This window comes from Cellulomonas sp. APG4 (assembly GCF_009996735.1).
Classification (GTDB): Bacteria; Actinomycetota; Actinomycetes; order Actinomycetales; family Cellulomonadaceae; genus Actinotalea.
Genome location: NZ_JAACYI010000016.1, coordinates 56056 through 78617 on the forward strand (window position 1 = coordinate 56056; position 22562 = coordinate 78617).

19 protein-coding genes are annotated in these 22562 nt (G+C 74.3%); 14 read left to right on the forward strand and 5 right to left on the reverse strand.

Annotated features, from left to right (window positions below; genetic code table 11):
- The first annotated feature begins 112 nt into the window (after window positions 1-112).
- The 4 genes from GXB85_RS12425 to GXB85_RS12440 all read left to right on the forward strand — a co-directional run bounded on the left by GXB85_RS12425 (window position 113) and on the right by GXB85_RS12440 (window position 5384).
- On the forward strand, window positions 113-931 hold the full coding sequence (locus GXB85_RS12425) for an ABC transporter ATP-binding protein (RefSeq protein WP_202627925.1): 819 nt from the start codon (window positions 113-115) through the stop codon (window positions 929-931).
- Window positions 928-3495: an FtsX-like permease family protein gene (locus tag GXB85_RS12430; protein WP_161917974.1), complete on the forward strand. Its 2568-nt coding sequence runs from the start codon at window positions 928-930 to the stop codon at window positions 3493-3495. Before GXB85_RS12425 ends, GXB85_RS12430 begins: the two co-directional genes overlap by 4 nt.
- A gap of 105 nt (window positions 3496-3600) precedes the next feature.
- Window positions 3601-4605 carry a TIGR03557 family F420-dependent LLM class oxidoreductase gene (locus GXB85_RS12435; protein WP_161917975.1) on the forward strand — a complete coding sequence of 335 codons (1005 nt, stop codon included), beginning with the start codon at window positions 3601-3603 and terminating at the stop codon, window positions 4603-4605.
- Complete coding sequence (locus tag GXB85_RS12440) at window positions 4602-5384, forward strand: coenzyme F420-0:L-glutamate ligase (RefSeq protein ID WP_161917976.1); 783 nt, start codon at window positions 4602-4604, stop codon at window positions 5382-5384. Before GXB85_RS12435 ends, GXB85_RS12440 begins: the two co-directional genes overlap by 4 nt.
- 10 nt (window positions 5385-5394) lie before the next feature.
- Here the strand turns inward: GXB85_RS12440 and GXB85_RS12445 are convergent, their stop codons facing one another.
- The 4 genes from GXB85_RS12445 to GXB85_RS12460 all read right to left on the reverse strand — a co-directional run bounded on the left by GXB85_RS12445 (window position 5395) and on the right by GXB85_RS12460 (window position 9028).
- Complete coding sequence (locus tag GXB85_RS12445) at window positions 5395-5973, reverse strand: HhH-GPD-type base excision DNA repair protein (RefSeq protein WP_161917977.1); 579 nt, start codon at window positions 5971-5973, stop codon at window positions 5395-5397.
- 69 nt (window positions 5974-6042) lie between these two features.
- Window positions 6043-6819 carry a putative F420-0 ABC transporter ATP-binding protein gene (locus GXB85_RS12450; protein WP_161917978.1) on the reverse strand — a complete coding sequence of 259 codons (777 nt, stop codon included), beginning with the start codon at window positions 6817-6819 and terminating at the stop codon, window positions 6043-6045.
- The gene (locus GXB85_RS12455; RefSeq protein WP_161917979.1) at window positions 6816-7958 is read right to left on the reverse strand and encodes a putative F420-0 ABC transporter permease subunit; all 1143 of its coding nucleotides are present in this window, start codon (window positions 7956-7958) and stop codon (window positions 6816-6818) included. Before GXB85_RS12455 ends, GXB85_RS12450 begins: the two co-directional genes overlap by 4 nt.
- Entirely contained in the window at window positions 7955-9028 is a 1074-nt protein-coding gene (locus tag GXB85_RS12460) for a putative F420-0 ABC transporter substrate-binding protein (RefSeq protein WP_370524212.1), read from the reverse strand. The genes GXB85_RS12455 and GXB85_RS12460 overlap by 4 nt, the downstream gene beginning before the upstream one ends.
- Window positions 9029-9234: 206 nt before the next feature.
- On the opposite strand from GXB85_RS12460, the gene GXB85_RS12465 reads away from it, so the two are divergent.
- From GXB85_RS12465 to GXB85_RS12510, 10 genes are all read left to right on the forward strand, one after another.
- A complete protein-coding gene (locus GXB85_RS12465) occupies window positions 9235-10029 on the forward strand; it encodes an SDR family oxidoreductase (protein WP_161917980.1) in 795 nt (264 codons plus the stop codon).
- Window positions 10030-10426: 397 nt separating this feature from the next.
- Complete coding sequence (gene ssuE, locus GXB85_RS12470; protein WP_161917981.1) at window positions 10427-10993, forward strand: NADPH-dependent FMN reductase; 567 nt, start codon at window positions 10427-10429, stop codon at window positions 10991-10993.
- 38 nt (window positions 10994-11031) lie between these two features.
- Window positions 11032-12414 (forward strand): LLM class flavin-dependent oxidoreductase, encoded by a 1383-nt coding sequence (locus GXB85_RS12475; protein ID WP_370524213.1) that lies wholly within the window; start codon window positions 11032-11034, stop codon window positions 12412-12414.
- Window positions 12415-12607: 193 nt separating this feature from the next.
- Window positions 12608-13999, forward strand: a complete 1392-nt coding sequence (locus GXB85_RS12480; protein WP_161917982.1) for an LLM class flavin-dependent oxidoreductase — start codon at window positions 12608-12610, stop codon at window positions 13997-13999.
- 111 nt (window positions 14000-14110) lie between these two features.
- Window positions 14111-15784: an ABC transporter substrate-binding protein gene (locus GXB85_RS12485; RefSeq protein WP_161917983.1), complete on the forward strand. Its 1674-nt coding sequence runs from the start codon at window positions 14111-14113 to the stop codon at window positions 15782-15784.
- A complete protein-coding gene (locus GXB85_RS12490) occupies window positions 15781-16821 on the forward strand; it encodes an ABC transporter permease (protein ID WP_161917984.1) in 1041 nt (346 codons plus the stop codon). The genes GXB85_RS12485 and GXB85_RS12490 overlap by 4 nt, the downstream gene beginning before the upstream one ends.
- Complete coding sequence (locus GXB85_RS12495) at window positions 16818-17669, forward strand: ABC transporter permease (protein WP_161917985.1); 852 nt, start codon at window positions 16818-16820, stop codon at window positions 17667-17669. The genes GXB85_RS12490 and GXB85_RS12495 overlap by 4 nt, the downstream gene beginning before the upstream one ends.
- A complete protein-coding gene (locus tag GXB85_RS12500) occupies window positions 17666-19390 on the forward strand; it encodes an ABC transporter ATP-binding protein (protein WP_161917986.1) in 1725 nt (574 codons plus the stop codon). Before GXB85_RS12495 ends, GXB85_RS12500 begins: the two co-directional genes overlap by 4 nt.
- Window positions 19390-20835: an LLM class flavin-dependent oxidoreductase gene (locus tag GXB85_RS12505; protein ID WP_161917987.1), complete on the forward strand. Its 1446-nt coding sequence runs from the start codon at window positions 19390-19392 to the stop codon at window positions 20833-20835. Before GXB85_RS12500 ends, GXB85_RS12505 begins: the two co-directional genes overlap by 1 nt.
- Window positions 20832-22037, forward strand: a complete 1206-nt coding sequence (locus tag GXB85_RS12510) for an acyl-CoA dehydrogenase (RefSeq protein ID WP_161917988.1) — start codon at window positions 20832-20834, stop codon at window positions 22035-22037. The genes GXB85_RS12505 and GXB85_RS12510 overlap by 4 nt, the downstream gene beginning before the upstream one ends.
- A gap of 18 nt (window positions 22038-22055) precedes the next feature.
- Here GXB85_RS12510 and GXB85_RS12515 read toward each other — a convergent pair whose 3' ends face one another.
- Window positions 22056-22478, reverse strand: coding sequence for an OsmC family protein (locus GXB85_RS12515; protein ID WP_161917989.1), 423 nt, complete (start codon window positions 22476-22478; stop codon window positions 22056-22058).
- Between the last annotated feature and the right edge of the window lie 84 nt (window positions 22479-22562).

A 22562-nucleotide genomic window follows, 5' to 3' on the forward strand; every position in this document is an offset into this window, starting at 1 on the left:
GCCCTCAGGGTGTGCACGCCTGCCGCCCGGGGTCGGACCAGGGGAGTCCCCGATGCCCCGGCCCGCGGCTGTCACGCCAGGATCGGAGCACCACCTCACAGGACGGACGGACATGCGTGCACTCGGGCAGGACGACGCCGGGCGGATCGCCGCGGCGCGCGATCTGGTGAAGGTCTACGGCCGGGGCGAGGCGCAGGTGCGCGCGCTCGACGGGCTCAGCGTGGACCTCGCGCGCGGTGAGCTCACCGCGATCATGGGTCCCTCGGGCTCGGGCAAGTCGACGCTCATGCACTGCATGGCCGGGCTGGACACGCCCACGTCGGGCACCGTCGTCGTCGACGGCGAGGACGTCGGCCGGATGAACCAGCGCCGCCTCACGCGGCTGCGGCGCACCCGGCTCGGGTTCGTGTTCCAGGCCTTCAACCTGATCCCGACGCTCACCGCCGAGGAGAACATCACGCTGCCGCTCGACATCGCGCGGACGCCGGTGGACCGCGCGTGGTTCGACACGGTCGTCGACGCCGTCGGGCTGCGCGACCGCCTCGACCACCGGCCGAGCGAGCTGTCGGGCGGGCAGCAGCAGCGTGTTGCCTGTGCACGCGCCCTCGTCGCCCGACCCGCCGTCGTGTTCGCCGACGAGCCGACCGGCAACCTCGACTCGCGCTCGTCGGGTGAGGTGCTGGGGTTCCTGCGCCGCTCGGTCGACGAGCTCGGCCAGTCGGTGGTGATGGTCACGCACGACCCGACGGCGGCGTCCTACGCGCACCGTGTGCTGTTCCTCGCGGACGGGCGGCTCGTGGGCGAGCTCGAGGAGCCGACGGCCGAGGGCGTGCTCGACGCGCTGCGCGAGTTGGGTGCGGGGCGTCGGCCCGCGGACGAGCCCACGGCGCACGGCCACGCGGACGGCCGCCACGCCGTCGTCCGGCCGTGAGGCGCGTCGCGCTGCGGGGGATCCGCAGCCACCTCGGCCGCTTCGCGCTCTCGGTCCTTGCGGTGCTGCTCGGCGTCGCCTTCGTCGCTGGGACCTTCTCGTTGCGGACGATGATGTCGAGCACGTTCGGCGACCTGGTCGAGACCTCGATGGTGGGCGACGCGTACGTGCGCGGTGGTGAGGCAGTGGGCTCGGGCGAGCCGACCGGCCCGATGGGCGGCCAGCAGCGCACGCGGATCCCGCTCGACCTGGTCGACGAGCTCGCGGCGGTCGACGGCGTCGAGGCCGCGATCCCGGACATCACCGGCCCGATCGTGCTCGTGGGGCCCGACGGCACCGCGGTGATGAGCGGGGGCGGCGCCCCGAGCTTCGCGCTCGCGCTGCATCCCGACGAGCCCGCGGCCTGGGTCGAGGCCGGCCGGGCGCCCGAGGGGCCCGACGAGGTCGCGCTCGAGTCGGCGACCCTCGAGGCCTCGGGGTTCGCGGTCGGCGACACGACGTCGGTCGTGCTCGGTGACGGGGTGCGTCAGGTCGAGGTGGTCGGCGAGGTGGGCTTCGGAGCGCCCGTGGCCGGCGCGACCATCGTCTTCCTCGACGTCACGACCGCCACCGAGGCCTACGCCGCCGACGGCACCGTCGCCACGGTCGCGGTGCACGCGGCCGAGGGCCTCGACGAGCAGGAGGTCGTGCGGCGGGTCGAGCAGGCGCTCGGCGCCGGTGACGTGGTGGACCCGGCCGCCGTGGAGGTGCTCACGGGTGAGGACGTGCGGGCCGAGACCCGCGCGGAGATCGAGAGCGCTCTGGGCTTCGTCTCGACGTTCCTGCTGGTCTTCGCCGCGATCGCGTTGTTCGTGGGGGCGTTCATCATCGCGAACACCTTCCAGATGATCGTGCGGCAGCGTCAGCGCGAGCTCGCGATGCTGCGCGCCCTCGGCGCCTCGCCCACGCAGGTGCTGGCGTCGATCCTCGGTCAGGCCGCGGTGGTCGGCGTGCTCGGCTCGGCGCTCGGCGTCGGGGCGGGCGTGGCCCTCGTCGCCGGGCTGCGTGCGCTGTTCGCGTCGATGGGAATGGAGCTCTCGGGCCGCATCCCGGTGGACGGCTTCACCGTGCTCGTCTCGGTGCTGGTCGGCACCGTCGTGTCCGTCGTGGCCGCTGCCGTACCGGCGCGCCGTGCGGCGCTCACGCCGCCCGTCGAGGCCATGCGCGAGGAGGTCGTGGTGGCCGACCGCGCGAGCGTGCTGCGCGCGGTCGCGGGCGGTCTGCTCGTGGTGGCCGGCGCGTCGGCCGTGCTCGTGGCTGCCTTCGCGCCCGCGGGGCTCGCCGTGGACGAGCCCGGTCCGCTGCTCGGAGCAGGTGCGGGTGCCGTGGTGATCGGCCTGCTGCTGCTCGCGCCGACGCTCGTGCCACCCGCGCTCGCGGTGCTGGCCGCTCCGGCTGTCGCGGCGCTGCGGCCGCTCGGGGGCCTCGCGCGGGGCAACGTGACGCGCAACCCGCGACGCACCGCGAGCACGTCGGGGGCCCTCATGATCGGGATGGCCCTGGTGGGTGCCGCGGCCGTCATCGCCGCGTCGACCCAGGCCTCGACGCGCACCATCGTCGAGGAGGAGGCCACCGCGGACTTCCTGCTGCAGTCGGCCACGCTCGCGGTCCCCGACGAGCTCGTGGCCCAGGTCGCCGCGATCGACGGCGTCGAACGGGCCGACGCGCTGCGCGTGGGCTCCGTGACCGCGGACGGCGAGGGCGTGAGCGCCATCGGCGTCCCCGCGGGTCTCTTCGGCGCGTCGCTCGAGGTCGAGGTGGTCGACGGCGACCTCGCGAGCCTCGCCGACGGCCGCGCCGCGGTCCAGCGGCAGGCTGCCGAGGACAACGACTGGGCGGTGGGGGACGCGCTGACGGTCACCGGTGCGCTCGGGGAGCGCGACGTCGTCGTGGGGGCGGTCATCGACTCGCGCGCCGTCGGTGTGCCGCTCGTGCTGCCGCAGGACTCGTTCGCCGAGCTGGTGCCCGCGGCCGAGGGCGCCGTGCAGACGCTGTTCGTGGTGGCGCAGGACGGCGTCGCGGCGTCCGGGCTGCGTGACGCGCTCACCGACGTGGCCGCACCGTACGTGGTGGTGTCCGTGATGGACCGCGAGGAGTTCGCGGACGAGCTCGCTGCCCAGGTGGACCAGATCCTCGTGATCCTCTACGCGCTCCTGGGGCTGTCGATCGTGATCGCGGTGCTCGGGATCGTCAACACGCTCGCCCTGTCCATCGCCGAGCGCACGAGGGAGATCGGGCTGCTGCGCGCCGTCGGGCTGGGCAGGCTCCAGCTCGCGACGGTCGTGACGATCGAGTCGGTGCTCACGGCGGTGCTCGGCACGGTGCTGGGCGTCGCCGTGGGTGCGGGGCTCGCGGCCACGCTGCCGTCGGTCTACGAGGACGAAGGGCTGAGCACGCTGGTGGTCCCGTGGTCGCAGCTGGGCGTGGTGCTCGCGCTCGCGGTCGTGGTCGGCGTGCTGGCGGCGGTGTGGCCCGCGATCAGGGCCGCGCGCATGGACGTGCTCGACGCCGTCTCCTACGAGTGAGGCCGAGCCCGGGAGCGCGTGAGCACGAGGTGAGCCGCGTGGGCGGGCGCGCGTAGGGTCGCCCGTGACGGGCAGCGCGCCCGTCGACGACGCCTGGAGGAGCGCATGGCACAGGGTCTGACCGTCGGCTACGCGGCGATGCTCGAGCAGTTCCATCCCACCGAGGTGGTCGAGCTGTCCGCGCTCGCCGAGCAGCACGGCTTCAGCGGTGTCATGGCCGCGGACCACTTCCAGCCGTGGGTGCCGCAGCAGGGCCAGAGCGCGTTCGTCTGGAACGTCCTGGCGGCGCTGGGCGAGCGCACCCGCGGCGACCTGGGCCCCGGGGTCACGGCGCCCACGTTCCGGTGGCACCCGGCGATGGTCGCGCAGGCGTCGGCGACGCTCGCCGCCATGTACCCCGGGCGGCACTGGCTCGGCCTGGGCTCGGGCGAGGCGCTCAACGAGCACGTCGTCGCGGGCTACTGGCCCGAGGCGCCGGAGCGGATCAACCGGATGTTCGAGGCCATCGAGATCATCACCAAGCTCTTCCGCTCGGGGATCGACGGCAAGGACGTCAAGCACAGCGGGACCTTCTACAAGCTCGAGTCCACGCGGCTGTGGACGATGCCCGAGGTCCCGCCCGAGATCCTCGTCGCGACGGCTGGCCCGGTGACGGCCCGGCGCACCGGACGGCACGCCGACGGGATCATCACCGTGGGCGCCCCGCTCGAGAAGATCTCGGGCCTGTTCGACAGGTTCGCCGCCGGCGCGCGTGAAGCCGGCAAGGACCCGGACACCATGCCGAAGGTGCTCCAGGTGCACCTCTCGTGGGCCGAGACCGACGAGCAGGCGCTCGCGAACGCGATGACCGAGTGGCCCAACGGCGGCATGAAGTTCCCCAAGGCCGACATCCGCTCGCCGCACGACTTCGAGCAGATGGCCAAGCTCGTGCGGCCCGAGGACTTCGAGGGCCGCATGGTGATCTCGGCGGACCCGGACGTGCACCGCGCGGCCCTGCAGAAGTACGTCGACCTGGGCTTCGACCGCATCTACCTGCACAACGTCGGCCGTAACCAGCGCGAGTGGATCGAGGTCTTCGGCCGCGACGTGCTCCCGAAGCTCGTGCGGTGACGCGTCGCCTCCAGGTGTGGGCGCCCGACGGCGTCCCCGAGGTCAGGCCCGGGGACGACCTGACGGCTCTCGTCGGGGACGCGCTCGTACGCGACGGGGGCGTGCGTGACGGCGACGTCGTCGTCGTGACCTCGAAGGTCGTCTCCAAGGCCGAGGGGCGCGTGGTCGCGGCCGCCGACCGCGAGCAGGCGATCACCGACCAGACGGTGCGCGTGGTCGCGCGCCGCGAGCGTCCCGACGGCCCGCCCTTGCGCATCGTCGAGAACCCGCTGGGCCTCGTGATGGCCGCCGCCGGGGTCGACGCGAGCAACACGCCCGAGGGGACGGTCCTGCTGCTCCCAGAGGATCCGGACGCGAGCGCGCGCCGTCTGCGCGCCGGGCTGCGGGCACGGCTCGGTGTCGACGTCGCGGTGGTCGTCACGGACACGGTGGGGCGGCCGTGGCGCGAGGGCCTCACGGACATCGCGATCGGTGCCGCAGGGCTCACCGTCCTCGAGGACCTGCGCGGCTCGGTCGACACGCACGGCCGCAGCCTGGTGGTGACCACCACGGCGATCGCGGACGAGGTCGCAGCCGCGAGCGAGCTGGTGCGCGGCAAGACGGAGGGCCGGCCGGTCGCCGTCGTGCGCGGCCTCGCCGAGCACGTGACGCCCGACGACGGCCCCGGCGCCCGCGCTCTCGTGCGTGCCGCGGAGCACGACCTCTTCCGCGAGGGCTCCACGGAGGCCTACCTCCGCGGCCACGCCGACGCCGAGGCCCGCCGCCCGCCGACCCCCTGAGCCCCTGGGATCAGGCGCGGGCGCCCTTGGCCGCGGCCTTGGCGGCCTTCTTGGTCGCGCGGACCTCGAGGAGCGAGGCCTCGTCGGTGACGTCGGCGATCGAGCGACGCGCCTGGGGCTCGCCGTAGGCTCCCGCCACCTCGCGCCAGCCCTCGGGCTGCACACCGCGCTGCTTGCCGAGCAGGGCCAGGAAGATCCGGGCCTTCTGCTCGCCGAAGCCGGGCAGTGCGCGCAGGCGGCGCAGCACCTCGCGGGCGTCCGGCTGGCCGCGTGTCCACAGCGCCGTCACGTCGCCGTCGTACTCGTCTGCGACGGCCCGCGCGACGGCCTGGATGCGGCCGGCCATCGAGCCCGGGTAGCGGTGCACGGCCGGCGGCACGGCGCAGAGCCGCGCGAACTCCTCGGGATCGGCGGCGGCGACGGTGGCCGGGTCGAGCGAGCCGAGGCGCTCACGCACCTTGAGAGGACCGGCGAACGCGCTCTCCATCGGGAACTGCTGGTCGAGCAGCATCCCGAGCAGCAGGGCGAACGGGTCCGTGTCGAGCAGCGTGTCCGCCGCGTCGTCGCCGGTGAGCCAGAGCGGTGCCATGGGCCCATCGTGCACCACCACGACGGGCGCCGACACGACGCAGCTGTCGAGACGCCTACCGGGGCGGTCTCAGGAGCGCGGCGCGAAGGTGAGCACGGGGCGGCCGGTCTCGGGGTGCTCGAGGACGAGGCAGCGCACGCCGTAGACCGGCTCGACCACCTCGGGCCGCAGCACCTCCGCGACGTCTCCGGCCGCCACCACGCGACCGCCGTGCAGCAGCACGACGTGGTCGCAGGCGGCCGCCGCGAGGTTGAGGTCGTGCAGGGCCGCGAGCACCGTGACCCCGCGCCGGGTGAGGTCGGTCAGCACCGCGAGCGTGTCGAGCTGTGCGTGCACGTCGAGGTGGTTCGTGGGCTCGTCGAGGAGCAGCAGCCGTGGCTCCTGCGCGAGAGCACGCGCGAGGTGCACCCGTTGGCGCTCGCCACCCGAGAGCGTCGTGAGGGGTCGCTCGGCGAAGTGCGCGACCCCGGCCTCGGTGAGCGCGGCGTCGACGACGTCGGCGTCGCGCGGCCCCGGCCCGCCCCAGCGCGACCCGTGCGGGGTGCGGCCGAGCGCGACGGCGTCGTGCACGGTGAGGGGCGCGTGCGTGCTCGCCTCCTGCTCGACGAGCGCGACCACGCGTGCGCGGTCACGCCGCCGCAGCGCGAGCAGGTCGTCAGCGTCGAGGATCACACGACCGTGCTCGGGCTCGAGCACGCCCGCCACGAGGCGCAGCAGGGTCGACTTCCCCGCACCGTTGGGACCGAGCACGCCCGTGAGGGCGCCCGTGGGCGGGGTGCAGTCGACGCCGTCGACGATCAACCGTCCGTCGACGCCCCAGGCGAGCCGGTCGAGTCGCAGGCTCATGCGAGGTCCCCGCTGCGGCGGCGGCGCTGCCACAGCAGGAGCGCGAACACGGGTGCGCCGAGGAACGCCGTGACGATGCCGACGGGCAGCTCGCGCGGCTCGAACGCGGTGCGCGCCGCGGTGTCGGCCCACACGAGAAAGGTCGCGCCGACGAGCGCGACGACCGGGAGGAGCCTGCGGTGCCCGGCTCCCACGAGCAGACGCACGGCGTGCGGGAGGATCAGCCCGACGAAGCCGATCGAGCCGCTGACCGCCACCAGGGCCCCGGTGAGCAGGGCGACGACGGTCAGCAACGTCCAGCGCGTGCGGGCCACGTGCACACCGAGCGCGCTCGCGGCGGTGTCGCCGAACGCGAACGCGTCGAGCGTGCGCCCGGATGCGGCGAGCCCGGTGCCGAGCACCAGGACGCCACCGCCGGCGATCGCGACGGCGTCCCAGCCGGCACCCGCGAGCGAGCCCATGAGCCAGGCGAGGATCTCGCGGTAGGAGTCGCCCGTGGCCGACCAGAAGATGACGAACGACGTCGCCGCGGCGCACAGCTGTGCGACGGCCAGCCCCGCGAGGACCATGCGCGCGGGCGTGAGCGTGCCGAGCGACCCGGCGAGCGCCAGCGCGGCGGCCAGCGCGAGCACCGCCCCGACGAAGGCCGCCACGGGAAGCAGCACGGCGACGCCGAGCACGAGCACCGCGACCGCGCCGAGCGAGGCGCCCGAGGACAGGCCGAGCAGGTAGGGGTCAGCGAGCGGGTTGCGGGTCAGGCTCTGCATCACGGCTCCCGCGATCGCGAGCCCGGCGCCGACGGCCGCCGCGGTGAGCACGCGCGGCAAGCGCAGCTCCCACACGATCCCGTCGCGCAGCGCGCCGAGCGTGGGCTCGGGCCCGGTCGGGCCGCTCAGGAGTCCGCCGACGTGGTGGCCGACCGACCGCGCGACGTCGCCGGGGGACAGGTCCGCCGGGCCCACCGCGACGGCGACGAGCACCGACACCACGAGCGCTGCCGCCGCGAGCACGACGGCGACCCACGTGGGCACACGCCCGCGGCCGGTCGGTCGCGGGCCGTGGCTCGGCGCGTGCGGCCCCGTCCCGCGTGGGGCCGTCGACCGCGCGGCGTGGGGCGTCGAGGTACGGGTGGTGGTCATCCGACCTCGAGCACGGCGAGCTGGTCGGCGAGGTCGGCGGCGGCGGCGGCGTTGCGCACCCCCGCCTCGGTCGCGGGGAACGGGACCACGAGGTAGCGCTCGGCCCGCACGGCCGACAGCTCGGCGGTCGCCGGGCTGGTCGCCAGGAGCTCGCGCTTGGCCTCGGCGGAGTTCCAGGCCGAGTCCACGAGCACGATCACGTCGGGGTCGTCCTCGGCCACCTGCTCCCAGCTGAAGGGCGTCCAGGTGTCCTCGACACCCGCGGCGATGTTCTCGAGCCCGACGGCGTCCATCAGCATCTGCGGCGCGCCGATCCCGGCGCCGACGTAGGGGACGTCGGTGCCGGACGAGTACCAGAGCGCCGTGAGGCCGCGTCCGTCCGGTTCGATCCCATCGAGCACCTCCTGCTGCTGGGTGACGAGCCGCTCCGCCGCCTCGGGGACGCCGAGCAGTGCACCTGCCTCCCGGATCTCGGCCGCGACCTCGTCGAACGTGAGCCGCTCGGGCCGGTGGGCAGGGTCCTTGCAGGCGGACGGCGACACGTACGTCGCGACGCCGAGACCCGCGAGCGTGGCACGGTCCCCGCCCGCCTCGGCGGTGAGGTTCGACTCCCAGCCGGCGTAGACGAGGTCGGGCTCGGTCTCGAGCACCACCTCGGCCGACGGGACCTTCTCGGAGAGGAGCGGCGGCTCGGTCCCGCCGTCGAGCAGCTCGGCGGGCACGGGCGCGTCCGGGAAGGCGTGGCCCACGAGGCGGTCGCCCGCGCCGAGGGCGAGCACCATCTCGGTCGCGCTCGACTTGATCGTCACCACCCGCTCGGGGGCGGCCTCGAGCTCGACGGGCACACCGCAGTTCTCGAGGTCCAGCGGGAAGCCGCTCGCGGCGGGGGAGGCCGCCTCAGTCGCTCCGCCGGTGCCGTCGGTCTCGTCGGGAGCGGTGGCCCCGCACGCCGCCAGGCCGAGCGCCGAGCTGAGCGCGAGGCCCGTGGCGAGCGCGACCGTGCGCCCGCGTCGAGGGATCCGGACGCGCACCTGAGCGGGGCGGAGGGTGGTCGGACGGGCTGCGGGCACGTGGGCTCCCGGGACGACGGAGAGGGGGAGGTCGGCCCAGCTGCCGACGGCGGACCACGGCCCACGTGCGAGCCGCGCTCCGGGCCAAGGGGTGGCCCGGGATCCGCCGTCGAGCGTACTGCGCGGGTCCGACGCGTCGCACCGCGGCCCCGAGGAGGCGCATGCGCACTAGGGTGGGGCGCCGTCGTCGAGGCCCGGGAGGACCCATGGACACCGACCCCCGCACCGCGCGGCAGCCCGCCGGGCGCGCGCGTACGGAGCCGCTCCGGGCGGTCGTGACGGGGGCGTCGTCGGGCATCGGGCGGGCCACGGTGACCCGGCTGCGTGCCGAGGGCTGGGACGTGGTCGCCGTCGCGCGTCGCGGTGACCGGCTCGCGGAGCTCGCGGCCGCCACGGGGGCGCAGGCCGTGGTCGCGGACGTCACGGACGACGACGACGTCGCGGCTCTCGCGGAGCAGGTGACGGCGACGGGTCCCGTGCACGCGCTGGTCAACAACGCGGGCGGGGCGCTCGGCACGGACCCGGTCGCCACGGGATCGGTGGCCGACTGGCGTGCGATGTACGAGGTCAACGTGCTCGGCACGCTGCGCGTGACCCAGGCGCTGCTGCCCGCGCTGCGGGCCTCGGGCCGCGGGGACGTCCTCGTGCTGAGCTCGACGGCAGGGCACGGCACCTATCCCGGTGGCGGCGGCTACGTCGCGGCCAAGCACGCCGAGCGCACGATCGCCGAGACGCTCCGGCTCGAGCTCGTGGGCGAGCCGGTGCGCGTGATCGAGGTGGCTCCCGGGATGGTGCGCACCGACGAGTTCTCGCTGCGCCGGTTCGGTGGGGACCGCGAGCGCGCCGACGCCGTGTACGCGGGCGTCGCCGAGCCGCTCACCGCCGAGGACGTCGCCGACGCGGTCGCCTGGACACTCACGCGCCCGCACCACGTGAACGTGGACCTGCTCGTGCTGCGCCCGCGGGCCCAGGCCAGCAACACCGTGGTCGCGCGTTCCTGACGGTCCGTCATCTGGGACGGGGCTTCCCGGCTCGTGGTCACTGCTGTCACAGTCGTGCCATGACTCCCGTCCGACTGCTCCTCGTGCCCGGCGACCTCGTCGCCGCACGAATGTGCATGTCCACGGGAGCCCCGGCCGGCTGTCGCTGAGAGCGACCCCGCCCGCGACGATCGTCGCCTCTCTCCCCGGATGACCGGCCCCCGGCCGGTCGCGCCCTGACGCGCACCGGGTCGAGCCGAGGCTCCCGCCTCCACCCCGCGCCACGCCGTCCGACGGCGTCCCGCGCCTTCTCGCAGCTCCCGCCCCGCGGTGCGCCCTGGCGCGCCCGCACGGGCGGTCCCGTCCGAGCACCACCCATCCGCGACCCCGCGTCGTGTCGTTCGAAAGGGCAGATCGAATGGCCACCGTCCTCGTCCTCACCGGAAGCCCGTCCGTCGTCTCACGTACCGCCGCCCTCGCGCGGCACGTGGGCGACGAGCTCGTCCGCGACGGCCACACCGTCTCCACACTCGATGTCCGCTCGCTGCCGTCCGCGGCCCTCCTCGCGGCCGACACGGCGGCACCGGAGATCGCCGCTGCCGTGCGGGCCGTGATCGCGGCCGACGCCCTCGTCGTCGCGACGCCGATCTACAAGGCCTCCTACTCCGGCCTGCTCAAGACGTTCCTCGACCTGCTGCCGCAGTCGGCGCTGCAGGGCAAGGTCGTCCTCCCGCTCGCGACCGGCGGGACCGTGGCCCACCTCCTCGCCATCGACTACTCGCTGCGGCCGGTCCTCGCCTCGCTGGGCGCGCGCCACGTGACCGCCGGGCGCTTCGTGCTGGACCAGCACATCGATCACACCTCGGGCGGTCCCGTGCTCGTCGACGACGCCGCCCGCGAGTGCGTCGCGCGCACAGCCGCGGGCTTCCGCGAGGCCCTCGGGGTGGTCGCGGCGGAGGACCGCGCGCTCGCCGCCACCGCCTGAGACCGAGCCACCGACCCACCACACCCTGGAGCAGCACCGTGAGCAAGCAGATCCACGTCAACGCGTTCGAGATGGCCACGCCCGGCCACATCAACCACGGTCTGTGGCGCGTGCCCGGCAACCGTCGCACCGAGTACAAGGACCTCGCCTACTGGACCGACCTCGCGCGCGTGCTCGAGCGCGGGCTCTTCGACGCCGTGTTCCTGGCCGACGTCGTGGGCACCTACACGACGTACAAGGGCGACCGGCGTGCCGCGCTGCGCGCGGGCATGCAGGTGCCGAACATCGACCCGGCCTTCGTGGTCCCCGCCATGGCCGCGGTGACCGAGCACCTCGGCTTCGCGGTCACCTCGACCACCACCTACGAGCCGCCGTTCAGCCACGCCCGCCGACTGTCGACGCTCGACCACCTCACGCGTGGTCGGCTCGCCTGGAACATCGTCACGGGCTACCTGCCCGACGCGGCGCGCAACTTCGGCCTGAGCGAGCAGATCAAGCACGACGACAGGTACGCGATCGCCGACGAGTACCTCGAGGTGGTGTACCGCCTGCTCGAGTCCTCGTGGGAGGACGACGCCGTCGTGCAGGACGCCGCCGACCTCGTCTATACCGACCCCGACAAGGTCCACGAGATCGGCTTCGAGGGCGAGTACTACTCGGTCGCGGGGCCGCACCTGTCCGAGCCGAGTCCGCAGCGCACGCCGGTCCTCTACCAGGCGGGGACGTCGAGCCGAGGCAAGGGGTTCGCGGCGCGGCACGCCGAGGCCGTGTTCCTGCTCCCGCGGGACGACGCCCAGGCCCGCGAGGAGATCGCCGACCTGCGCCGGCTCGCGGTCGAGGCCGGGCGGAGCCGGGACCACGTCAAGGCGTTCGTGGGGGCCGAGGTGGTCGTCGCGCCGACGCGCGCCGAGGCCGAGGACAAGGTCGCCCTGCTCAAGGAGTACCGCGACGTCGAGGGTCACCTCGTCCTGTTCAGCGGCTGGGCCGGCATCGACCTGTCGGGCGACGACACGGACTCCTACCTGGAGTACAAGGGCGGTGACGCGATGCAGACCTTCGAGCGCATGTGGTCCGAGGGTTCCGAGCGCAAGAAGGTCGGCGAGCTCGTCCAGTACCTCTCGGAGCCCGAGCACGACAAGCGCTTCATCGCGGGGACGCCGGACGAGGTCGCGGACCGCATCGAGGAGATGATCGACACGACCGACGCCGACGGCATCAACCTCATCCAGCACCTCTCGCCCGGCACGTTCGCGGACTTCACGGACCTCGTGGTCCCCGAGCTCCAGCGGCGCGGCCGGTACCGCACGGCGTACACGCCCGGGGAGACGCTGCGCGAGCGGCTCTTCGGCGCCGGCAACGCCCGCGCGCTGCCGGACCACCCGGCCGCGCGCTTCAGCCGCGCGGCAGCCCCGGTCGGCTGAGACCGGTCCGGTCGCCGGGGCCGCCCCTGCAGGGGGGCGGCGGCCCCGGCGGCCTGGTCCCGCACCGCACACCGCTCGTCCGACGAGCGCACGCCACGGGTCGGTGACGACCCGCACCCCCGCACGCCTCGACGCCCGCACGCACACACGCAACACCGTCCGTCCCGACCCGTCCACGAGACCGGAGACCCGTATGTCCGACCCCACCGCACGGCCGCCGCTGCTGTTCTCGGCGTTCGTCATGAACACCACGTCGCACATCGTCCAGGGCACGTGGCGCCTGCCCGACGCCGCCCAGACCGACCACAACTCGCTCGACCACTGGCTCGGGCTCGCGCGCCTGCTCGAGCGCGGGCGCTTCGACGTGCTGTTCTTCGCCGACGTCACAGGGCTGTACGGCGAGTACCGCGGCGACCACCGCAAGTACCTCGAGGCCGGACTCCAGGTCCCGGCCAGCGACCCCGTCGTGCTGCTGTCCGCCCTCGCCGCCGCGACCGAGCACCTCGGTCTCGCGGTGACGTCGTCGGTGGTCCAGGCCCACCCCTTCGCGTTCGCGCGGCAGCTGTCGACCCTCGACCACCTCTCGAACGGCCGCGTCGCCTGGAACATCGTCACCGGCTACCTCGAGAACGGCTTCCGCAACTTCGGTCACGACGGGCTCGTGCCGCACGACGAGCGGTACGTCTGGGCCGAGGAGTACCTCGACGTCGTCCTCAAGCTCTGGGAGGGCTCGTGGGAGGACGACGCGCTCGTCCAGGACCGTGAGCGGGGCATCCACGCCCACGCCGACAAGGTCCACAAGATCAACCACCGGGGTGCCCGCTACTCGGTCGAGGGTCCGCACCTCGTCTCGCCGTCGCCGCAGCGCACCCCGTTGCTGTTCCAGGCGGGCTCGTCCCCGGTCGGCCGCGAGTTCGCCGCGCGCAACGCCGAGGCCACGTTCATCGTCGCGCCCCACCCGCAGGCCGCCCGCGCGCAGATCGAGGACACGCGTCGCCGTGCCGCCGCGTACGGCCGGCGTCCCGAGGACCTCAAGTTCTTCCCGGGGCTCACGTTCGTCGTCGGGAGCACCGAGGCGGAGGCCCACCGCAGGGCCGCCGAGCTGGACGAGGTCATCGACTGGGACGGGCACCTCGCCCACCTGTCCGGGAGCCTCGGGGTCGATCTCGGCCACCACGCCCCCGACGACCCCGTCGACGTGCTCGAGACCGAGGCGGTCCAGAGCATCGTGGCGGCCGTGCGCGCGAGCGTCGGGGACCGGCAGCCCACGATCCGCGACCTCGGGCGGCTGCTCGCCGGCGCCAACCGCATCGTCGGGACTCCCGAGCAGATCGCGGACGCACTCGAGACGTGGCAGGACGCCGGGATCGACGGGGTCAACGTCATCAACGTGACCCGGCCCGGAACCTACGAGGAGTTCGTCGAGCACGTCACGCCGGTCCTTCAGGAGCGGGGCCTGCAGAAGCGTGAGTACGAGCCCGGGACGCTGCGTCACAAGGTCTTCGGGACCGACCGGCTGCCCGACCGCCACCGCGGCGCCGCCTACCGCGGGGCCTTCGCCCGGGCGGAGGCGCCCGTGGCCTGAGGATGAGGGCGCCGGGAGGGCCTGCCAGCCCTCCCGGCGCCGAACCCGTCGGATGCCACCGACGGTCCACGCCGACGCAGCCTCGGCTGCGCCTTCCACGCAAGGAGAAGTATGTCCACCCACGCACGCCCGCGCCCAGCCGTCCGCCGTCGGCCGCGCGCGTCCGGCCTCCGCCCCGCCCTCGCCGTCGCCCTGCTGGCCGGGCTCGCCGCCTGTGCACCCGCCGGCGCCGAGCCGGCGGCACCCACCACCGGCGAGCCCGTCGAGGGCGGCACGATCGTGCACGCCCACGTCCAGGAGCCACCCTGCCTGTGGGGCGGGTGGATCCAGCAGGCCTACCTGTCCCGTCAGGTCCTCGACTCACTCGTCTCGCAGGACGAGGACGGCGAGATCGTCCCGTGGCTCGCAACCGACTGGTCGGTCTCGGAGGACCAGCTCGTGTGGACGTTCACGCTCGCCGAGGGCGTCGAGTTCACCGACGGCACGCCGTTCGACGCCCAGGCCGTGGTCGACAACTTCGAGTTCTGGATCACCGAGCAGGGCAACAGCACGGTGCTGGCCTACCTGGGCACCTACTACGAGTCGAGCCGCGCCGTGGACCCCACGACGTTCGAGCTCACCCTGAGCCGCCCCTACTCATCGCTGCTGCCCGCGCTGGCGCAGGCCTACTTCGGGATCCAGTCGCCCACGGCCCTCGCCCGGGGGCCGGAGGCGAACTGCGAGGAACCGATCGGCACGGGACCGTTCACCGTCGAGGGCTGGGAGCGGGGCAGTGTCATCCGGTTCGCCCGCAACCCCGACTACGCCTCGGCGCCGGCCAACGCCCTCCATCAGGGGCCGGCGTACGTCGACGGGATCGAGTGGCGCATCGTGCCCGACCCGGTCGCGCGCTTCGGTGCCCTGACCACGGGGGAGGCGCACGTCGTCTACGACGTGCCCGCCACCCAGTGGACCGCAGCCGAGCAGCAGTACGAGGTGCAGCAGTACATCACCCCTGGTCGCCCCGTCGCCCTCGGGCTCAACACGGTGGCCGGCCCGTTCACCGACGTGCGGGTGCGGAAGGCCTTCGCGGCCGCCACCGACCGGGAGGCGGCCGTGCGCAGCGCCTTCCTCGGGGTCGTGCCGTTCGAGGGCAACGGCACGGTCAGCGCCAGCACCCCCGGGTACAACGCCGAGGTGGCCGACGACCACCCGTACGACCCCGACACCGCGGCGGCCCTGCTCGACGAGGCCGGGTGGGACAGCACCGACGACGAGGGCTACCGGGTCAAGGACGGTGAGCGGCTCGAGGTGCGCATCGTGTACGGCGCGGGCTCGATCATCACCCCCGAGGGAGCCACCGTGCTGCAGAACCTCCAGGAGCAGGTCGCCGAGGTCGGCTTCCAGGTGACGCTCGTCCCGGCGACGCGTGACGAGCTCTTCTCGGGCAAGTTCTCAGGGCCCGAGTCCTACGACGCCAAGCCGGGCTACTGGACCAGCCCGACCGCCGGGATCCTGCACATCACGTTCCGGCAGCACCTCGAGGAGAGCCCGAACTTCAGCAACTCGAGCTTCTACAACGACCCCGAGCTCGAGGACCTGATCGTCCGGGCGAACTCGAGCCTCGACCGGGCCGAGCAGGACCGGCTCTACGGCGAGGCCCAGCAGATCCTCAGCGACGAGGCCGTGAGCATCGGCCTGTACACGCAGACGACCTCCCTGGCCGTGGACCCGCGGCTGAACGACGTCTGGCTCGAGCAGTCGCAGGGTGAGCCCGTCTACCACGACGCGTGGTTCGAGCGATGAGCGCCACCGCACCGACGACGACGCCCGTCGCCCCGCCCACCGAGGCCCTCGCCGTCGACGCGTCACCCGCGAACCCCTGGGGCCGGGCGCGGCTCCTCGTCGCGCTGCGGCGCGTCGTCGGCCGGGTCGTCGCGGCGGTCCTCGTGCTCCTCGGGGCCGCCACCGTGGTGTTCCTCGCCCAGACGCTGCTGCCCGGCGACCGGGCGACCCTGCTGCTCAACCTGCGCAGCGGGGAGGCGGTCGAGCGCACCGCGGCCGAGCTCGCGCCGATCAACGAGCAGTACGGCTTCGACGACCCCCTGGCCGTCCAGTACGCGACCTACGTCGGCGGTCTGCTGCGCGGTGACCTGGGCGTCTCCTACCAGCGCCACGCACCGGTCGCCGAGGTGATCGGGGGCCAGCTGTGGCCCACGGCCCAGCTCGCGCTCGGTGCGCTCGCGGCCGCGTGGGTGCTCGCCCTGGTGAGCGTCGTGGTGACGGCGGGCCGCCGCAGCCGGGCCGTCACGGCCGCCGGCTCCGGTGCCGAGGCGCTCGCGGCGAGCGTCCCGCACTACTGGCTCGGCGTCATCCTGCTGGTCGTCCTCGCCGTCAACCTGCAGTGGTTCCCCGTCATGGGTGGCACGAGCCCCGCGGCGACCGTGCTGCCCGTGCTCACGCTCGCGGTGCCGCTCGCGGGCTTCCTGGGCCAGGCCACGCGCGACGAGTTCGACCGGGTCCTCGAGCAACCGTTCGTGACCTCGGCGCGTGCGCGGGGCATGGGGGACACGGGTGTGCGCCTGCGGCACGTGCTCCGGCACGCCGTCCTGCCCGCGATCACCCTGTCCGGCTGGGCCCTGGGTGCGCTCCTCTCGGGTGCGGTGATCGTCGAGTCCGTCTTCTCTCGGCCGGGCCTGGGTCAGGTGCTCGTCGCCGCCGTCGACGCCCGGGACGTCCCCGTGGTCGCGGGGGTGGTCATGTTCGTGGCCGCGGTCTACGTCGTCGCGAACGTCCTGGTGGACCTCGCCTACACCCTCGTCGACCCCCGGAGGCGGTCATGACCACGCAGACCCACGCACCCGCCGCCCGCCGGGCGCCGCGGCTGGTGCCCTCCCTGGGCGTCGTCGTGCCCGCCACGCTCGTCGGCGCCTTCGTGCTCGCCGCCGTCGCGCCCTCGGTCCTCGCCCCGGGCGACCCGACGGCGATCGACCTCGAGGCCGCCTTCCTCCCGCCCTCCACGGAGCACCTCCTGGGCACCGACCAGTCGGGACGCGACCTGTGGACCCGCGTGGTCCACGGCACCCGCCACTCCTTGCTGATCGGCCTCGGCGCGACCGGGGTCGCCCTCGCGATCGCCGCGGTGCTCGGGTTCGCCGCCGGCCTGGGCGGGCGCCTCGTCGACAGGGTGGTCGGCAGCCTCATCGAGGTCAGCTTCGCGTTCCCGACGATGCTGCTCGCCCTCCTCCTCGTCGCCGTGCGCGGCCCGTCGCCCTCGACGCTCGTCCTGGCCGTCGGCATCGGCTCGGCGCCGGGGTACGCCCGCATGATCCGTGGGCAGGTGCTCGCCGTGCGCCAGGAGGCGTACGTCGAGGCCGCGCTCGCGCTCGGGCACCGCCGCCGTGACGTCGTCGTGCGCCACGTGCTGCCCAACGCCATGCGACCCCTGGTCGCCGTGGTCACCCTTGGCATCAGCCAGTCCGTCGTGTGGGCCTCGGGGCTCGCCTTCCTCGGCATGGGCGTCGCGCCGCCCTCGCCCGAGTGGGGTGCCCTCCTCGAGGCAGGGCGCACCTACGTGACCTTCGCCTGGTGGCTCGAGGTGATGCCCGGGCTGGCGATCGTGCTGCTCGCCGTCTCCGTGACCGCGCTGGGCCGGGCCGCCCAGAGACGACTCGAAGGGACCGACCGATGACCGCAACCCCGTCCACCGCCCTTGCCGCCCGCCCGGCACCCGGGGCCGACGCGGGCCCGGGAGCTCCGCTGCTCCGGGTCGAGAACCTGCGGGTCGGGTTCACGCGCGGCGGCCGCACCACCGACGTCGTCCACGGGATCTCCTTCGCCCTCGAGGCGGGGCGCTGCCTCGCCGTCGTCGGCGAGTCCGGCTCCGGCAAGAGCGTGACCGCGCGGACCCTGGTCGGCCTCACCGGCGCGGGGGCGAGCGTCACCGCCGACCGTCTCGAGCTGGCCGGACGCGACCTCACCGCGCTGCGCCCCCGCCAGTGGCGGGCGGTGCGCGGTGCCGAGGTCGGGTTCGTCCTGCAGGACGCGCTCGTCTCGCTCGACCAGCTCCGCACGGTGGGCAACGAGGTGGGCGAACCGCTGCGGCTGCACCGCTGGGGTGACCGTCACCGCCGTGCGCGCCGGGTGCTCAAGGTGCTCGCCGAGGTCGGGGTGCCCGAGCCCGGGCTGCGGGCCCGGCAGCGGCCCTACGAACTCTCCGGCGGGCTGCGGCAACGTGCGCTGATCGCGACGGCGCTGGCTCTGGACCCCGCCCTCGTGGTGGCCGACGAGCCGACGACGGCGCTCGACGTGACGGTGCAGGCCCAGGTGCTCGACCTGCTCGCGCAGACCAAGGAGCGCGGGAAGGCCGTCCTGCTCATCAGCCACGACCTCGCGGTGGTCGCCCGGCTCGCCGACGAGGTGTGCGTCATGAGGGACGGGGTGATCGTCGAGGCGGGTCCGGCCGAGCAGGTCCTGCACCGACCGCGGCACCCCTACACACGCACCCTGGTGGATGCCGTGCCGTCCGAGCACACCCGGGGCACGCGGCTGTCCTCGGTCCCGGTGACGCTCGCCTCCCACCACGGCGTCACCGCCCGGGAGCGGGCGGGGTCGGCGGCCGCCGACGCGACCGTGCCCGTGTTGGAGGCGCGCGGGCTCACCAAGCGCTTCCGCGGCCCGGACAAGGTGGACCGCACGGTCGTCGACGGGGTCTCGTTCAGCCTCGGACGCGGACGCACCTTGGGCATCGTGGGCGAGTCCGGCTCGGGGAAGACGACGACGGCGCGCATGGCCCTCGCGATGCTCACCCCGGACGCGGGGGAGGTGCTGCTGGACGGCGGACCCTGGTCCTCGCTGACGTCGCAGGGTCGTCGTCCGTTGCGCCGCCGGGTCGGCGTGGTCTACCAGGACCCGCTGAGCTCGTTCGACCCGCGCTGGAGCGTCGGCCGCGTGCTCGCCGACGCGATCGGTCGGGCGCCCGCACGGGTCCCGGACCCACGCGCCCGCGCGGTCGAGCTCCTCGAGCTCGTCGGCCTCGGCCCCGAGCACCTGGACCGGCGGCCCCTGCGACTCTCAGGTGGGCAGCGCCAGCGCGTCGCGATCGCCCGCGCGCTCGCCCCCGAGCCCGACGTCGTCGTGCTCGACGAACCCGTCTCGGCGCTCGACGTCTCGGTCCAGGCCCAGGTCCTCGACCTGCTCGGGGACCTGCAGCAGGCGCTCGGCGTCGCCTACCTGTTCATCTCGCACGACCTGGGCGTGATCCGGCACATGAGCCACGACGTCCTGGTGATGCACGGCGGGCGGGTGGTCGAGCACGGCCCCGCCGACGACGTGCTCGCCGACCCGCAGCACGAGTACACCCGCGGCCTGCTCGCGGCCGTTCCCCGACTCACGACACCCGGAGGCCCCTGATGACGCGCCCTGACCCCCGACCGATCTCCTTCAACCTGTTCGAGATGGCGTGCGTCGGCCACATCTCGCACGGGTTGTGGGTGCACCCCGACAACACGCGGGACCGGTTCAACGACATCGACTTCTGGACCTCGCAGGCGCGACTCCTCGAGGACGGGCTGTTCGACGCCGTCTTCCTCGCCGACGTGATCGGCACGTACGACGGGTACCGGGGCGGTGCGGAGACCGCCCTGCGTGAGGCCGTCCAGATCCCGAACAACGATCCGCTCGTGATCATCCCGGCCATGGCGGCCGTGACGAAGCACCTCGGGTTCGCCGCGACGTTCTCGACCACCTACGAGCCGCCGTTCGCGTTCGCCCGGCGGGCGAGCACCCTCGACCACCTGACGCGCGGGAGGTTCGGGTGGAACGTCGTGACGTCGTACCTGCCCAACGCCGCACGCAACTTCGGGCTCGAGGACGAGGTCGAGCACGACACCCGGTACGCGTACGCCGAGGAGTACATGGACGTCGTCTACAAGCTCTGGGAGGGCTCGTGGGACGACGACGCCGTGGTGGCGGACCGGGCCGGCCACGTCTACACGGACCCGGCCAAGGTGCGATACATCGACCACGTGGGGCCGCGGCACCGGGTGGCGGGACCGCACCTGTCGCAGCCCTCGCCGCAGCGCACGCCCGTGCTCTTCCAGGCGGGCTCCTCGGGTGCGGGCCGCGCGTTCGGGGCCAGGCACGCCGAGGCGATCTTCGTCGGCGGCCACGACCTCGCGTCCTACCGCGACGTGATCACCGACGTGCGCCGGCAGGCGGTCGAGAACGGCCGTGCCGCGGAGGACGTCAAGGCCTACGCCATGGCGGTGATCATCGTCGGGCGCACCGAGATCGAGGCCCAGCGCAAGGCCGACGAGTTCGCACTGCTGTCGCGTGCCGAGGGCTACCTCGCGCACGCCGGCGGTGGCGGGATCGACCTCGCCGCCTACCCGCCCCACATGCGCATGGCCGACGTGCTCGAGGCCGAGGCCCGTGCGGGGCGCGACCACCGCAACCGGACGCGCTTCTACCGCGCCGACGGCACCGTCGCAGACGCCCTGCACGAGATCACGCGGTTCGACCGGCCACCGTTCGTCGCGATCGGTACCCCGACGCAGGTCGTCGACCGGATCGAGGAGTGGGTCGCGCGCACCGGCCTCGACGGCTTCAACCTGCGCCAGTTCCTCACTCCCGGCACGGCGGAGGACTTCATCGAGCTCGTCGTCCCCGAGCTGCAGCGACGCGGCCTCTACCGGATCTCCTACGAGGACGGCACGCTGCGCGAGCGGCTCTTCGGTCAGGGCCGGGCGCGGCTGCCCGGGTCCCACCCGGCCGCGCGGTTCCGCGGCGGGGCGAACCTCGGTGGGTCCCGCACCGCCGCCGACGACCTCGTCCCGACGGGGGCGGTGGCCGGATGAGCCGCCTGGTGGACCGTTTCGCGGCCGAGCTCGAGGAGATCGGGGCGGGTGCCCTCCGGCGAGAGCTCGATCGCGAGCTCCCGTTCGGACCCGTGGAGACGCTGCGTGCCGCCGGCATCGGAGCGGTCCGGCTGCCCGTCGCCGCCGGCGGTGCGGGCGCCAGCTTCTCCGAGCTGGTCGAGCTGCTCGTCGCGCTCGGGCGGGCCGACGCCAACCTGCCCCAGCTGCTGCGCGGGCACGTCGGGTTCGTCGAGCTCGTCCTGACGCCACCACCGCTCGGCCCGGCGGCGGGTCGGCGCGCCGTCTGGGTCGAGCGGATCGCTTCCGGTGCGCTCGTCGGCAACGCCCAGAGCGAGCGCGGCACCGCCCCGCTGTGGCGTTCGGCGACGACCGTCGACCGGGCGACGGACGGCTGGACGGTGACCGGGGAGAAGTACTACACGACCGGCACGCTCTTCGCGGACTGGGTCTACACCTCGGGGCGCCACGGCGAGGACCCCGCCGTGGCGCTCGTCCCGACCGCGCACGCCGGGGTCGAGCGCCGGGACGACTGGGACGGGTTCGGGCAGCGGCTGACCGGCAGCGGGACCACCGTGCTCCGGGCGGTGCCCGTGGACGAGGACGACGTCGCGGTCGCGCCGCGCCATCTGCTCGGGCCGAGCAGTCAGGCCGCCGTCTTCCAGACGGTCCTGCTCGCCACGCTCGCCGGCATCGGGCAACGGGCTCTCGACGACGCCGTGGAGGCCGTCCGCACGCGGCCGCGTGCAGCCTTCACGGCCCTGGTCCCCGTGCCCGCCGAGGACCCGCAGGTCCAGCAGGTGGTGGGCGAGCTCGCCGGACGGTCGCTCGCCGCCGTCGCGACCGTCCGCGAGGCGGCGCTCGCCGTCGAGCGCCTGCAGGCCCGTGAGCACCTCGGGACCGCGGACGCGGAGGCGTACGCCGAGGCGGACGCGACCGTCTTCGCGGCGCAGGGCGTCGTCGTCGACCTCGTGCTCGGTCTCACCAGCGACCTCTTCCGCGTGGGCGGTGCCTCGCTCACGGCGCGGACGCGGGGCCTCGACCGGCACTGGCGCAACGCCCGGACCATCGCCTCGCACAACCCGGAGATCCACCGGGCGCGGATCGTCGGCGAGCACCTGCTGGGTGGTCGACGGCCCGCGGAGTCGGCGAAGCGTGCCCGCGAGGTCGCCGTGGGCTCGTGAGCCGCGCCTGCGGCGGGGTCAGGCGAGACGCGTGCGCACAGGTGTGCTGGCCTCGATCGTCCGCGAGACCGTGCAGCTGTGGTCGTGCGTGACCTCGAGCGCACGCGGGAGCGCGGCCCGGGCCGCGTCGCCGTCGGGCCCCTCGGGGAAGCGGACCTCGAGCGTGAGGACGATGTCGCGCAGGATGCTGCCGGTCGCGTCGCGCACCTTGTCGGCCTCGACGGTCGCCGTGAACCGCTCGGGCTCGGCGCGCCGGCTCGTCACGACGTCGACGCCCACGGCCGTGCAGCCGGCGATCGCCGCGAGCAGCAGCTCCACGGGTGTGAAGTCGGCGCCCTCCCCGCTGCCGAACCGCAGCTCGCCGCCCCGCGCGTTGCGCGCGAGGTACACCTCCTGCTCGAGCCGCTCGATGGACACGGACCTGCGCACGTCGTCGCTCATGCGCTGATCCTGCCCCGCCCCTCACCGAGTTCGCACCGGCGCACCGAGTTCGCACCCCCGGGGGTGCGAACTCGGTGCGGGCGT